The sequence below is a fragment of the Paraburkholderia tropica genome (assembly GCF_914484835.1).
Taxonomy (GTDB): domain Bacteria; phylum Pseudomonadota; class Gammaproteobacteria; order Burkholderiales; family Burkholderiaceae; genus Paraburkholderia; species Paraburkholderia tropica_A.
In genome coordinates, this window is the sequence record NZ_CAJZAR010000077.1 from 25,351 (window position 1) to 39,860 (window position 14,510).

The window sequence follows — 14,510 nt, forward strand, 5'->3', positions numbered from 1 at the left end:
GCCGCGTCCGGTTCGGATTTTCGCTATCGGCAAGGACCGCAAGCCAGCAACACCGATGCAAAAAAAACCGCGCCCTGTGAGGGGCGCGGCTTTTTCCTTGCGCCGCCGAAGCCGCGCAGCCGACGAAACCCGACGCTCAATACACGTCGGGCACGATCATGGTTTCGGGCACCGGCTGGCGGATGTAATCGGGATGATGCACGCGCGCGGGCAGCGTCACCTGCGGATGCTCGACCTCGTGATACGGCACCTGGCTCAGCAGATGGTGAATGCAGTTCAGACGCGCGCGCTTCTTGTCCACGCCCTGCACGACCCACCACGGCGCTTCGGGAATATGCGAGCGCTGCAGCATCACTTCCTTCACGTGCGTGTACGCTTCCCAGCGGCGGCGGCTTTCGAGGTCCATCGGCGAAAGCTTCCATTGCTTGAGCGGATCGTCGATACGGCTCTGGAAGCGCACTTCCTGTTCGTCGTCGGTGATCGAGAACCAGTACTTGACGATCTGCACGCCGCTGCGCACGAGCATCTTCTCGAACTCGGGCACCGAGCGGAAGAACTCTTCGTATTCGTCGTCGGTGCAGAAGTTCATCACGCGCTCGACGCCCGCGCGGTTGTACCAGCTACGGTCGAACAGCACCATTTCGCCGCCCGCCGGCAGATGCTGCACATAACGCTGGAAATACCACTGCGTGCGCTCGCGGTTGTTCGGCGCGGGCAGCGCGGCCACGCGGCACATGCGCGGATTCAGGCGCTGCGTGATGCGCTTGATGACGCCGCCCTTGCCCGCCGCGTCGCGGCCCTCGAAGATCACGACGAGGCGATGGCCGGTGCTCACGATCCAGTCCTGCATCTTCACGAGTTCGCCTTGAAGGCGGATCAGCTCGCGGAAATAGACGCGGCGCAGCGCGCGCGCTTCGTCGCTGATCTGCAGACCGCTTTCCTGCAGGCGGTCGTCGACTTCCATTTCGAGTTCTTCGTCGTAGGCGTCGATCAGTTCTTCGTCGAGACGGCGGCGGCGATGGCGCTCCGCTTCCTCGTCTTGCTCGATGGCCGCTTCGCGGTCCAGTTCGTTCATGGCGACTCTCCTTTTTCGATCAATGGCACCCCGCGCCGGATGCGCCCCGCGCGAGCGAAGCGCCGATGGACACGGCCACACGCCACTATCGGCGCGGTGGGTGTCACGCGTATTTCATATGCATCGCGCGATGTGCCAATTCGCCAATTCGCCGATTTGCCGATTTGCCGATTTCGCCGCGCGCACTCAGGGCCGCGGCAACGGCTGCGCAAAACTGAGTTCGTGGCCGTCCGGGTCGCGCAGATGGAAATAGCGCTCGCCCCACGGCGCATCCTGCGGCGCGAACTCGGGCGAAAAGCCGGCGGCCACGGCCTGGTGGTAGAAAGCGTCGACGTCGGCGACGTAGAGAATCACGCGCCCCCAGCCCGCGACGGCGTCATGCGGCCCTTCGAGGAGGTTCAGGTAGGACTCGCCGCCGTGCGCACCACCAGCGCCGCCGCCGATAACGAACGACGCGAAACCCGCAATGCGCGGCCCCGCCTTGTGCGCAAAGCCGAGCGGCTCGTAAAAACGCAGCGAGCGCGCGAGGTCGCTCACGGTCAGGGTCACGGCGCTCAGTGACTGGATGCGGGATTCGGTGGGCGCGGCGGTGGGCACCTCGGTGGGCTTTTCGCTGGGCGCGGCGGGCGGCGTCATGGCCAGGCCTCCTTGTGTTGGGCTTCGCGGGCTGCGCACGCAGTCTGGCTGCGCGCGCACGGCCCCTATCTGCCGACTTTAGCAGCCTTTCGCCGCCGTTGGCATCACGTGCGCCCGCGCCTTGACCTGCCCTGGCCCTTCGGCGCGGTGGACTTCCGGCCTGAATCGGTGCTCGATTCGCGACCAGGCGCCTCGCCACTGGTCGGACCAGTTTCGAGCAATCCGCTCTCCTCGCCCACCCGCGCGCGCACGAAGTCGATATGCGTCTGCATGGCCGTGCGCGCCTCTTCGGGACGCCGCGCCAGAATCGCGTCGCAGAGCGTGCGGTGCTGCAACAGCAGCAGCCCGGAGGCGTCGGCGGTTTGCTCGCGCAAGCCCGTTCCGTTGATCGTGATGTGCTCGCGCAGCACGCCCAGCACGCTCGTGTGCAGATGCAGGAACATCGCGTTGTGCGAGGCCTGCGCGATCACTTCGTGCAGCTTCGCGTCGGCGTCGGCCTCGGCGGTCTTGTCGTCGGCTTCGCGCGTGCGCTCCAGCGTGGCCATCTGCGCACGGATGCGCGCGAGATCGTCGTCGCTCGCGCGCAAAGCCGCGAAATACGCGGTCGCGCCTTCCAGCACGCGGCGGAATTCGAGGATGTCGTCGCGCAAGGCCGGATGGTCGGCCACCAGTTGCCCCCAAGGCGACGCAAAACCCGTGCGCAACTGATCGGTCACGAACACGCCCGCGCCCGCGCGGCTCGCCACGAGACCGCGCGCGGCCAGCCGCTGGGTCGCCTCGCGCACCGTGTTGCGCGCCACGCCGTACTCCTGCGCGAGGTCGCGCTCGGACGGCAGCTTCGCGCCCGCGCCCCACGTGCCGTCGAGCAGCGACGTTTCCATGCGCCGCATCACCGTTTCCACGCGTCCGCGCGTGCCCGCCCTGTCCTTCATAGATCGTCCCCGAATCGCTGTCTGGCTTGTCTCTGGGCAACACGCCGATACTCACTGGTCCAACCAGTTTGTGTGCGCCGCCCGAAGCGGGAATTATGCGCCACAAACCTGCCGTTGCCGCGCACCGCCGCGCCGGACGACGCGCCACCTCATATCAAAGCGAGACATGAAGCCACGGCTCTACCCCACCGGCGCGCGTCCCACCGACGTCTATCTGTTCGCCACCTGCCTCGTCGACCTGTTCGTGCCGCAGGCCGGACTCGACGCCGTCAAACTGCTCGAACGCGAAGGCCTTACGGTCCACTTTCCGCGCGGCCAGAGCTGCTGCGGCCAGCCCGCGTACAGCAGCGGCAACCCGCGCCAGGCGCGCGAGGTGGCGCGCGCGCAGCTCGGCCTGTTCGCCGAACCGTGGCCCGTGATCGTGCCCTCGGGATCGTGCGCGGGCATGATGCGGCACCACTGGCCCGCCCTCTTCGCCGACGACGCCGATGACGAAGCCCGCGCGCTCGACCTCTCGTCGCGCGTCTACGAACTGACCGAATTCCTCGTGCGCGTGCTCGACGTCGATCTGGGCCCGGCGGGCGCCTACGCCGAGGCCGCGCGCACCCAGCCCGACGAGCGCGTGGTGCTGCACACCTCCTGCGGCGCGCGCCGCGAGATGGGCACGCGCGTGCACGGCGTCGACGCCGTCGATGCGCTGCCCGGCGTCACGCGCATCGAGCACGAACGCGAATCGGAATGCTGCGGCTTCGGCGGCACGTTCTCGCTCAAGCACCCCGACATTTCCGGCGCGATGGTCGCCGACAAGATCGCCTCGGCCTGCGCGACCGGCTGCAACCGGCTCGTGTCCGCCGACTGCGGCTGCCTGCTGAACATCGGCCACGCGGCGGAGCGCAAGGGCGCGCCGCTCGAAGTCGAACACCTCGCCAGCTTCCTGTGGCGGCGCATGGGCGGAGAAGCGGCATGACGAACGCAGTCGATACCCCGGATTCGCCCGGCGCCCGCGCGCGCATGCTCGGACGACTGCGCGCGAACGCGCCCGCGTCGGCCACGCAGATCGACGCACTCGACGCCCGCATCGACGCGCATTTCGACGCGCGCCGCGCTCACGCCAACAGCACGCCAACCGAGCGCCTCGCGCAATTCCAGCGCATGCTCGAAGCCGCGCACGCCGACGTGACGATCACGACCGCGCGCGCCTGGCCCGCCGAACTCGCGCGCCGCCTCGCGCAAGCGGGCGTGAAGCGCCTGCTGCTCGATCCGTCGAGCGCGGAAGGCGCGGCGCTCGCCGCCGCATTGCCCTCGGAGATCGCGACGAAACATTACGAAGCGCCGATCGAAACCTGGAAGTCCGAACTGTTCGACACGATCGACGCGGGCTTCACCGTCGCGCGCTCCGGCCTCGCGGCCACCGGCACGCTGATCGTCGTGCCCGACGCGAACGCGCCGCGCACGGTCTCGCTGGTGCCGCCGCTGCACGTCGCGCTGATTCACGCGAACACCTTGCACGCCGATCTGCACGCCGCCGCCAAAGCGGAACGCTGGCGCGACGGCATGCCCACCAATCTCGTGATGATCTCCGGTCCTTCGAAGACCTCGGACATCCAGCAGACCACCGCATACGGCGCGCACGGACCGCGCGCGCTGTGGGTGATCGTCGTCACCGACGAAGCCACGGGCGACACCGCCCCGCAAGGAGACGCGCAATGAGCACGGCCAGCACCGCTGAAAACACGCTGCAATTCGTGCCCACCGCCGAGTTCCGCGCCCGCGCGCGCACCGCGCTCGACGACCCGCAACTACGCAAGAGCTTTCGCGGCGCGATGGACTTTCTGCAAGGCAAACGCGCCGCGCAGTTTCCCGAAGCCGACGAACTCGAACAATTGCGCGACCTCGGCGAAGCCGTGCGCCAGCACGCACTCGCGCGTCTGCCCGATCTGCTCGAACAACTCGAAGCGAAGCTGCGCGAGAACGGCGTGCACGTGCACTGGGCCGAAACCGCCGACGACGCCAACCGCATCGTCCACGACATCGCGCAACGTCACGCCGCGACGCGCGTCATCAAAGGCAAGTCGATGGCGAGTGAGGAAATCGAGCTCAACCATTACCTCGGCGCGCGCGGCATCGACTGCATCGAGTCGGATATGGGCGAGTACATCGTCCAGCTCGCGGGCGAAAAGCCCTCGCATATCGTCATGCCCGCGATCCACAAAACGAAGGGCGACATCGGGCATCTGTTCGAGGAGCACATTCCCGATACGCCCTACACCGAAGACGTCGATACGCTGATTCAAACGGGCCGCCGCGCGCTGCGCCGCGCGTTCGTCGATGCGCAGATCGGGCTCTCAGGCGTGAACTTCGCCGCCGCCGATACCGGCACGCTCTGGCTCGTCGAAAACGAAGGCAACGGCCGTCTTTCGACCACGGTGCCCGACGTGCATATTGCGATCATGGGCATGGAAAAAGTGGTCGCGAAGCTCGAACACATCGTGCCGCTCTCCAGCCTGCTCACGCGCTCGGCGACCGGCCAGCCGATCACCACGTACTTCAATCTGATCAGCAGCCCGCGCCGCGCCGGCGAGAAAGACGGCCCGCGCGAAGTGCATCTCGTGCTGCTCGACAACGGCCGCAGCCAGGCCTACGCCGACGACCAGTTGCGCGCCACGCTGCAATGCATCCGCTGCGGCGCGTGCATGAATCATTGCCCGGTGTACACGCGCATCGGCGGCCACGCGTATGGCACGACCTATCCGGGCCCGATCGGCAAGATCATCTCGCCGCATCTGCTCGGTCTCGACGCCACCGCCGATCTGCCCACCGCGTCGAGCCTGTGCGGCGCGTGCGGCGAAGTCTGCCCCGTACGCATTCCGATTCCGCAATTGCTCGTGCGTCTGCGCACCGAAGCGAACCGCGCGCCCGACGAAACGGTGGCGCATCCGCTGCGCGGCCAAGGCGCGAATCACAGCAAGAGCGAGCAATTCGTCTGGCGCTTCTGGAGCGGCGCGTTCGCGCATCCGCGTGCGTATCGCGCGCTGCGCTGGGCCGCGACGCGTCTGCGCGCGCTCGCGCCTTCGCAGCAGATGGGCTGGACGCAGCACCGCACGCCGCTCAAGCCCGCGCCGCGCAGCCTGCACGATCTGCTCAACGATCGCGACCAGCCGAAATAGCCTTTATCACGCTGCGAACCCAAACTCGTCAGGCATCCAAACTACATTGCATAACCGCCTGACGAGCCCGCATCGCCATTTTTATCCGCATCATCGGAGGAGACCGTAGTGCAACCCTGGCATCAGATTTACACCCCGCTCGGCAGTCTGTGGCTGTCCGCGCTCGTGGCCGCCGTGCCCATCCTGTTCTTCTTCGTCGCGCTCGCGGGCCTGCGCCTGAAGGGCCACGTAGCCGCCGCGATCACGCTCGTGCTCGCGCTTGGCGTGGCGATCTTCGAATACGGCATGCCGGTCAAACAGGCGCTGGTGTCGGCGGGCTTCGGCTTCGCCTACGGCATCTGGCCGATCGCGTGGATCATCGTGACGGCCGTGTTCCTCTACAAGATCGTCGTGAAGACGGGACAGTTCGAAGTCATTCGCGCCTCCGTGCTCTCGATCACCGACGACCAGCGCCTGCAACTGCTGCTGATCGGTTTTTCGTTCGGTGCGTTCCTCGAAGGCGCGGCGGGCTTCGGCGCGCCGGTGGCAATCACCTCGGCGCTGCTCGTGGGCCTCGGCTTCGAGCCGCTCTACGCGGCGGGCCTGTGCCTGATCGCCAACACCGCGCCCGTGGCGTTCGGCGCGATGGGCATTCCGATCATCGTGGCGGGCCAGGTGACGGGCATCGATCCGTTCCTGATCGGCGCGATGGCGGGCCGTCAATTGCCGCTGCTTTCGCTGTTCGTGCCGTTCTGGCTCGTCTTCATCATGGACGGCAAGCGCGGCCTCAAGGAAACGTGGCCCGCCGCGCTGGTCGCGGGCGGCAGCTTCGCGATTACGCAGTACTTCACGTCGAATCACATCGGCCCCGAACTGCCGGACATCACCTCGGCGCTCGTGAGCCTCGTCGCGCTCGCCGCCTTCCTCAAGGTCTGGCAGCCGCGCCGCGCGATGCAATCGGCTGGCGCGAACGTGCGCGTGAGCGGCGGCGCAGCCACGCTCGGCGGCTTCGGCGGCGGACATTTCGGCGGCAACGACGGCATGAAGGCGTCGAGCCGCCAGGCGTCGCCGTATTCGATCGCGCAAACCGTGCGCGCATGGTCGCCGTTCATTCTGCTGACGGCCATCGTCACGGTCTGGAGCGTGAAGCCGTTCAAGGCGCTGTTCGCCGCGAAGGGCGCGCTCGCGGGCACGGTGCTGAGCTTCCACGTGCCCGGCCTCGACCAGCTCGTCGTACGCACCGCGCCCATCGTCGCCTCGCCCAAGCCCTACGACGCCGTGTTCAAGCTCGACTGGCTCTCGGCCGTCGGCACGGCGATCATGATCACGGCCATCATCTCCGTGATCGTGCTGAACATGAAGCCGCGCGCCGCCGTGGCCGCGTTCTTCGAAACGCTCGGCGAACTGCGCCGCCCGGTGCTCTCGATCGGCCTCGTGCTCGCCTTCGCGTTCGTGGCGAACTACTCGGGCATGTCGTCGACGCTGGCGCTCGCGCTCGCCGGCACGGGCGCGGCCTTCCCGTTCTTCTCGCCGTTCCTCGGCTGGCTCGGCGTGTTCCTGACCGGTTCGGACACCTCGTCAAACGCGCTGTTCTGCTCGCTCCAGCACACCACCGCGCACCAGATCGGTGTGTCGGACACGCTGCTCGTGGCGGCCAACACCTCGGGCGGCGTGAGCGGCAAGATGATCTCGCCGCAATCGATCGCGGTCGCGTGCGCGGCCACCGGCCTCGTCGGCAAGGAAGCGTCGCTGTTCCGCTTCACGTTGCGCCATAGCCTATTTTTCGCGGCCATCGTCGGCATCGTCACGCTGATTCAGGCGTATGTGCTCACGGGCATGATTCCGCAGTAAGCTGGCTGTTCGACACCACCGAAGCCGCCGTCCGCCTCGCGCGCACGGCGGCTTCGTTTTTTTCAAACGGCTTGCATTGCAATGCAGACACGGAAAACGCAAATTGTCCCTGTTTTAAGGGACTTTTAAGTACGGCGGCCTACGCTCGATACACCTCGAACCCATCGATGGAGGTCGATCATGAAGGCACGCACTTTTCCGCGGATGGCGCTGTCAACGGCCGCGTCGCTCGCGCTCACTTTCGGTGCATTCGGCGCACCGGGCGCGTATGCGGCGGCGCTCGCGAACCACGCCAACGCCACGACAGCCGCTGAAACAAGCCCCCTCGCCGCGCTACCGCCGACGCAACACGCGGGCGATATCGCGTATCGCTCGGGCGGCATCGGCAGCGACCAGTCGGCGGCGTTCAAGGCCGCGATGGCGCGCTATCCGCTCTCGCTCGAATTCGCACGGCAAAGCGCGGACGGCAACGAATATCTCGCCAACGTGCCGGTGCAGATCGCCGACGCGCACGGCCAGACACTGCTCGCCACGCGCGCGAACGGTCCGTTCATGCTCGTCACGCTGCCCGACGGCCATTACATCGTGACCGCGAGCCACGACGGCAAGACCGTGCGCCGCGCCGTCGATATCGGCAAGACCGCGCACGCGCACGAGGCCTTCGTCTGGCCGATGTAAACGCGGGAAAGGCCGCGTAAGCGGCATCGCACGCGCGAATCACGCGAATCACACGGTTCGCGCGGTCGCGCGCGCCGCCGTTCGATTGGCGCGCGCAGCGTCGGAACGGACAACGTGATCGCACCACCGCTCGCCGCTGCACACCTGGCCGTCACGGCTTTTTTCTTTGTGTCACGATCGTTCGCGAATCGGGACGCACGTGAACCGCGCGCGCCCCGAACGCGATGCGCACCGCATCCCGCGAGTCGCCATCGTCCGCCACACGCGCACCCAGATGATGACCACGCAACCATCGAATCGCCTCGACCCGAGGCGAAAGCCGGCGCTCGCGCTTCGCGCGCCACGCACGGCGGCTCACGGCGCACGCCGCAGCGGCACTGCGCCGCACCGCGCGGCTCTTGTTACGCGGCGCGCCGTCACCCATATCCAAAAGCCGGACGCCGGATTTCCTCGGCCTTTGCCCCACGGCTCGCCCTGATGCGCGCCGCACCGCTTTGCCCCTCAAACGACGCCCGCAGTCAGCCCGACGCAGGCCGCGCGTATCTCGCGCGCGCGGCGGCGTCGTTTGTGAACCGCAGTGAGCCGCAGCGCACGCGCCCGCACGCGCTTCGACGCGGCTAACCGCAGCACGCGCGAGAGGAGAAGTCACCGATGATCCGCCGCCCCACCGCTTTCGGCTCAGCTTTCGGCCGGTCTGGACGAGCCAACGCTCCATCCGGCACGCCGCGCCCCTCGCGTCCCTCGCGCCCCTCGCGCGCATTCAGCCAGCCGGCGCGGCGCTGGCCGCACGCACTCGCGTTCGCCGTCGTCACGGCGGCGCTGTCCGGCTGCATGTCGCTCGCGCCCGAGTACCAGCAGCCGCCCTTGCCGGTTCCGCCAACCTTCCCCGAAAGCGGCGCGCAGCAGAACGGCGATGCGAGCAGCGCCGCCGCGCTGCGCGCCGTAGAAGTGGGCTGGAAGGATTACTTCACCGACCCCGTGCTGCAAGGCCTGATCGCCGACGCGCTCGACCACAACAAGGATCTGCAACTCGCGATCCAGCGTGTCGAAGAAGCGCGCGCGATGTACGGCATTCGCCGCGCGGACCAGTTTCCGACCCTCGGCGTCGAAGCCGATCTCGCCCGCGCCCGCGTGCCCGCGCAACTATCGGGCTACGGTGTGCCGATGACCGCGACGCAGTATCAGGTCGGCATCGGCATGGCGAGCTGGGAACTCGACTTCTGGGGCCGCGTGGCGAATCTCAAGGAAGCGGCGCTGCAAAACTATCTCGCCACCGACGCCGCGCGCCAGGCCGTCACGCTCGCCGTCGTCGAGCAGGTCGCCAACAGCTATCTGAGCCTGCGCGAACTCGACGAGCGCCTCATGCTCACGCAGCAGACCATCGCGAGCCGCAAGGAGTCGTATCGCATTTTCAAGCGGCGTCACGAAGTGGGCTCGATTTCGCGGCTCGATCTCAAGCAGGTCGAAACACTCTGGCGTCAGGCCGAAGCGCTCGGCGCGCAGCTTCAGCAGGAGCGCGCGACGCGTCTGAACGCGCTGCAACTGCTCGTCGGCAAGCCCATCGACCTGCCGCACGAAGACGTCAAGCTCGACGACAACGCCGTGATGCGCGGCCTGCCCGCGGGCCTGCCGTCCGATCTGCTGACGAACCGTCCCGACATCGTCGCCGCCGAATATCAGTTGCGCGGCGCGAACGCGAACATCGGCGCCGCGCGCGCCGAATTCTTCCCGAAGATCACGCTCACCGGCGCGTTCGGCACCGCGAGCACGCAGCTTTCCGATCTGTTCACCGGCCCGAGCCGCGCGTGGAATTTCGGCCCGAGCGTGTCGTTGCCGATCTTCGATGCGGGCCGCCGCGAGGCGAATCTCGACATCGCGAAGTCGCAGCGCGATCAGGCCGTGACCTCGTACGAACGCGCGGTGCAGTCGGCATTCCGCGATGTGGCCGATGCGCTCGCCGCGCGCGAATGGCTCGCCGAGCAGGTCACGGCGCTGCGCGCGACCGAGGCGGCGCAGGCCGAACGCGCGCGTCTCGCGCAACTGCGTTACGACCACGGCGCCTCGCCCTTCCTCGAAGTGCTCGATGCCCAGCGCGATCTGCTCACCATGCAGCAGCAGCTCGTGCAGACGCGCCGCGCGTATCTGTCGAGTCTCGTCTCGCTCTATGCAGCGCTCGGCGGCGGCGCGCTCGCCACCAGCGTGCCCGGCGCAATTAGTTCGGATGCCGATCTATCCGGCAAGGCCGAGGCCACCGCCGCATCGAACGCGATCTCGCCCGAAATCGCCGCGCCCGGCACCGGCACGCCGAGCGCGATGCCCGTGCCGAATGCCCAACGCGCGCCGCACGCGCCCGCCGCGCCCCACACTCCCTGATTCAGAGGTTCCCGTCATGCCAATATCAGCCCGCAAATGGATTCCCGCCGTCGTCGTGATCGTGGTCGCGGCGGGCGGTTATTTCGGCTGGCGCCATTACGCGGATCGCGGTCTGGGCGCCGATTTCGTGAACGGCAACGGCCGCATCGAGGCCACCGAGATCGACGTCGCCACCAAGCTCGCGGGCCGCGTGCAGGACGTGCTGGTCAAGGAAGGCGACTTCGTCGAGGCGGGCCAGACGCTCGCACACATGCAGGTCGACACGCTTCAGGCGCAGCGCAGCGAAGCGGTCGCGCAGCATCAGCAGGCCGTCAACAAGGATGCAAGCGCGAAAGCGCAAGTCGCCTTGCGCGAGAGCGATCAGCGCGCCGCCGAGGCCACCGTGACGCAGCGCGAAAGCGAACTCGACGCGGCGCGCCGCCGTCTCGCGCGCTCGGAAAAGCTCTCGAAGGAAGGCGCCTCGTCGATGCAGGAACTCGACGACGACCGCGCGCGCGTACGCAGTTCGCAAGCCGCCGTGGCCGCCGCCAAGGCCCAGGTCACCGCCGCCGCCGCGGCCGTCGCGGCGGCGAAGGCGCAGCAGACCGGCGCGGAATCGGCGATTGCGGCGGCGCAGGCGACCATCGACCGCGTGCAGGCCGACATTCAGGACAGCGATCTGAAAGCGCCGCGCGCGGGCCGCGTGCAGTACCGCGTCGCGCAGCCCGGCGAAGTGCTCGGCTCGGGCGGCAAGGTGCTCAACATGATCGACCTCGCCGACGTCTACATGACCTTCTTCCTGCCGACCAATGCGGCGGGCCGCGTCTCGCTCGGCCAGGACGTGCGCATCATTCTCGACGCCGCGCCGCAGTGGGTGATTCCCGCCAAGGTCACGTTCGTTTCCTCGACCGCGCAGTTCACGCCGAAGACCGTGGAAACGCAAAGCGAGCGCGAAAAGCTGATGTTCCGCGTGAAGGCGCAGATCGATCCCGTGCTGCTCCAGGCGCATCTCAAGTACGTGAAAACCGGCCTGCCCGGCGTCGCGTGGGTCAAGCTGGACCCCAACGAAGACTGGCCCGGCAAACTTGAGGTCAAGGTGCCCTGATGAGTGAACCCGCCGTTCGCCTCGAGCATGTCGGCCTGCACTATGGCAAGACCGTCGCGCTGCGCGACGTCACGCAGGACATTCCGGCCGGACTGATGGTCGGCATGATCGGCCCGGACGGCGTGGGCAAGTCGAGCCTGCTCTCGCTGATCGCGGGCGCGCGCAAGGTGCAGGAAGGTCTCGTGTGGGTGCTCGGCGGCGACATGTCGAGCAAGAAGCATCGCGACGACGTCTGCCCGCGCATCGCCTACATGCCGCAAGGGCTCGGCAAGAATCTCTATCCCACGCTCTCGGTCGAGGAGAATCTGCAATTCTTCGGCCGCCTGTTCGGCCACGACGCCGGCGAGCGCCGCCGCCGCATCGACGCGCTCACGCGCAGCACCGGCCTCGATCCGTTTCTCGCGCGGCCCGCGGGCAAGCTCTCGGGCGGCATGAAGCAGAAAGTCGGCCTCTGTTGCGCGCTGATCCACGACCCCGATCTGCTGATTCTCGACGAACCCACCACGGGCGTCGATCCGCTCGCGCGCGCGCAGTTCTGGGACCTCATCAACGGCATCCGCAAGGAGCGCCCGTCGATGAGCGTGATCGTCGCGACCGCATACATGGACGAGGCGCAGCGCTTCGACTGGCTGATCGCGATGGACGACGGCGCGGTGCTCGCGACCGGCACGCCCGCCGAACTGCTCGCACGCACGCACACGGCCTCGCTCGAAGATGCGTTTATCGCGCTGCTGCCCGAGGCGAAAAAGCGCGGCCACGAGCCGGTCGAAATCGTGCCGCTGAACGTGGACGAGCACACTGAAATCGCCATCGAAGCGAAAGACCTGACGATGCGTTTCGGCGACTTCGTGGCCGTCGATCACGTGAGCTTTCGCATTCAGCGCGGCGAGATCTTCGGCTTTCTCGGCTCGAACGGCTGCGGCAAATCGACGACGATGAAGATGCTCACGGGCCTCTTGCCTGCGAGCGAAGGCAAGGCGTGGTTGTTCGGCCATGAAGTCGATCCGCGCGATCTCGACACGCGCCGACGCGTCGGCTACATGTCGCAGGCGTTCTCGCTCTACGGCGAACTCACGGTGCGCCAGAATCTCGTGCTGCATGCGCGTCTCTTTCACGTGCCCGAAGCCGAGATTCCCGCGCGCGTCGACGAAATGGTCGAACGCTTCGCGCTCGCCGAGGCGCTCGACACGCTGCCCGAGAGCCTGCCGCTCGGCGTGCGCCAGCGGCTCTCGCTCGCGGTGGCGATGGTGCACAAGCCCGAGTTGCTGATCCTCGACGAACCGACCTCGGGCGTCGATCCGGTCGCGCGCGACAACTTCTGGCGCCTGCTGATCGCGCTCGCGCGCGAGGATCAGGTGACGATCTTCATCTCCACGCACTTCATGAACGAGGCCGGGCGCTGCGACCGCATTTCGCTGATGCACGCGGGCCGCGTGCTCGTGAGCGACACGCCCACGAACATCACACGCGATCGCGGCGCGGCCACGCTCGAAGAAGCCTTCATCGCGTATCTGGTGGACGCGGGCGCGGGCACCGAGGAAAGCACCACCGACGAACTCTCCGCGCTCGCCGAAAACCCCGATGCCGCCGCGCATCCCGAACAGCATCGCGGCTTCAGCCTGCAACGCGCCTGGAGCTATATGTGGCGCGAGGCGCTCGAACTGCGCCGCGATCCCGTGCGCGCGACGCTCGCGCTCGCGGGCTCGCTGCTGCTCCTGTTCGTGATGGGCTTCGGCATCAGCATGGACGTGGAGGACTTGCGCTTCGCCGTGCTCGATCACGACCAGACCGCGCTCTCGCACAACTACGAGCTGAATATTGCGGGCTCGCGCTACTTCGTCGAGCGCCCGCCCATCGCGAGTTACGCGGAAATGGACAAGCGCATGCGCAGCGGCGAACTCGCGCTCGCGATCGAGATTCCGCCCGGTTTCGCGCGCGACGTGGGGCGCGGCAAGGCCGTGCAGATCGGCGTCTGGGTAGACGGCGCGATGCCGCAGCGTGCGGAAACCGTGCGCGGCTACGTGCTCGGCATGCACCAGGGCTGGCTGCTCGAACAGGCGAAGCTGCGCCTGGGCGTCACCGCGCATTCGGCGGTCTCCGTCGAAACGCGCTTTCGCTACAACCCAGACGTGCGCAGCCTGCCCGCGATGGTGCCCGCCGTGATCCCCGTGCTGCTGCTGATGATGCCCGCAATGCTCACCGCGCTCGCCGTGGTGCGTGAGAAGGAACTGGGCTCGATCATCAATCTCTACGTCACGCCGGTCACGCGGCTCGAATTCCTGCTGGGCAAGCAGGCGCCTTACGTGCTGCTCGCGATGCTCAATTTCCTGCTGATGGTGCTGCTCGCCATTACATTATTCGGGGTGCCAATCAAAGGCAGTTTCTCCACGCTGTTCTGCGCGGCCATTCTCTACTGCCTTTGCGCGACCGCGATCGGCCTGCTCGCCTCGACGTTCACGAAAAGCCAGATCGCCGCGCTGTTCTTCACGATGATCGGCACGATGGTGCCTTCGGTTCAGTTCGCGGGCCTCATCACGCCGGTGTCGTCGCTCGAAGGTACGGGCCGCCTGATCGGGCAGATCTATCCGGCGAGCCATATGCTCACGATCAGCCGCGGCGTCTTCAACAAGGCGCTCAATTTCGGCGACCTCTGGCATTCGTTCTGGCCGCTCGCGATCGCCACGCCCATCGTGCTCGGCCTGACCGTCGCGCTGCTCAAGAAGCAGGAGAGCTGA

At 67.3% G+C, this 14,510-nt stretch carries 11 protein-coding genes; 8 read left to right on the forward strand and 3 right to left on the reverse strand.

What is annotated here, in order from left to right; genetic code table 11:
* Positions 1-136: 136 nt before the first annotated feature.
* From ppk2 to LDO54_RS28540, 3 genes are all read right to left on the reverse strand, one after another.
* Complete coding sequence (ppk2, locus tag LDO54_RS28530) at positions 137-1,075, reverse strand: polyphosphate kinase 2 (protein ID WP_224014334.1); 939 nt, start codon at positions 1,073-1,075, stop codon at positions 137-139.
* A gap of 186 nt (positions 1,076-1,261) precedes the next feature.
* Positions 1,262-1,711 (reverse strand): VOC family protein, encoded by a 450-nt coding sequence (locus LDO54_RS28535; protein WP_224014336.1) that lies wholly within the window; start codon positions 1,709-1,711, stop codon positions 1,262-1,264.
* Positions 1,712-1,815: 104 nt separating this feature from the next.
* The gene (locus LDO54_RS28540) at positions 1,816-2,643 is read right to left on the reverse strand and encodes a FadR/GntR family transcriptional regulator (RefSeq protein WP_224014338.1); all 828 of its coding nucleotides are present in this window, start codon (positions 2,641-2,643) and stop codon (positions 1,816-1,818) included.
* A gap of 166 nt (positions 2,644-2,809) precedes the next feature.
* On the opposite strand from LDO54_RS28540, the gene LDO54_RS28545 reads away from it, so the two are divergent.
* The 8 genes from LDO54_RS28545 to rbbA all read left to right on the forward strand — a co-directional run bounded on the left by LDO54_RS28545 (position 2,810) and on the right by rbbA (position 14,510).
* Positions 2,810-3,610, forward strand: a complete 801-nt coding sequence (locus LDO54_RS28545) for a (Fe-S)-binding protein (RefSeq protein WP_224014340.1) — start codon at positions 2,810-2,812, stop codon at positions 3,608-3,610.
* Positions 3,607-4,353: a LutC/YkgG family protein gene (locus LDO54_RS28550; protein ID WP_224014342.1), complete on the forward strand. Its 747-nt coding sequence runs from the start codon at positions 3,607-3,609 to the stop codon at positions 4,351-4,353. Before LDO54_RS28545 ends, LDO54_RS28550 begins: the two co-directional genes overlap by 4 nt.
* Entirely contained in the window at positions 4,350-5,810 is a 1,461-nt protein-coding gene (locus LDO54_RS28555; protein WP_224014344.1) for a LutB/LldF family L-lactate oxidation iron-sulfur protein, read from the forward strand. The genes LDO54_RS28550 and LDO54_RS28555 overlap by 4 nt, the downstream gene beginning before the upstream one ends.
* Positions 5,811-5,918: 108 nt before the next feature.
* Complete coding sequence (locus LDO54_RS28560; protein WP_224014346.1) at positions 5,919-7,640, forward strand: lactate permease LctP family transporter; 1,722 nt, start codon at positions 5,919-5,921, stop codon at positions 7,638-7,640.
* A gap of 180 nt (positions 7,641-7,820) precedes the next feature.
* Positions 7,821-8,318, forward strand: a complete 498-nt coding sequence (locus tag LDO54_RS28565) for a carboxypeptidase regulatory-like domain-containing protein (protein WP_224014348.1) — start codon at positions 7,821-7,823, stop codon at positions 8,316-8,318.
* An 831-nt stretch (positions 8,319-9,149) separates the two neighbouring features.
* The gene (locus LDO54_RS28570) at positions 9,150-10,691 is read left to right on the forward strand and encodes an efflux transporter outer membrane subunit (protein WP_253074431.1); all 1,542 of its coding nucleotides are present in this window, start codon (positions 9,150-9,152) and stop codon (positions 10,689-10,691) included.
* Between the two features lie 16 nt (positions 10,692-10,707).
* On the forward strand, positions 10,708-11,775 hold the full coding sequence (locus tag LDO54_RS28575) for an HlyD family secretion protein (protein WP_224014351.1): 1,068 nt from the start codon (positions 10,708-10,710) through the stop codon (positions 11,773-11,775).
* Positions 11,775-14,510 (forward strand): ribosome-associated ATPase/putative transporter RbbA, encoded by a 2,736-nt coding sequence (rbbA, locus tag LDO54_RS28580; protein ID WP_224014353.1) that lies wholly within the window; start codon positions 11,775-11,777, stop codon positions 14,508-14,510. The genes LDO54_RS28575 and rbbA overlap by 1 nt, the downstream gene beginning before the upstream one ends.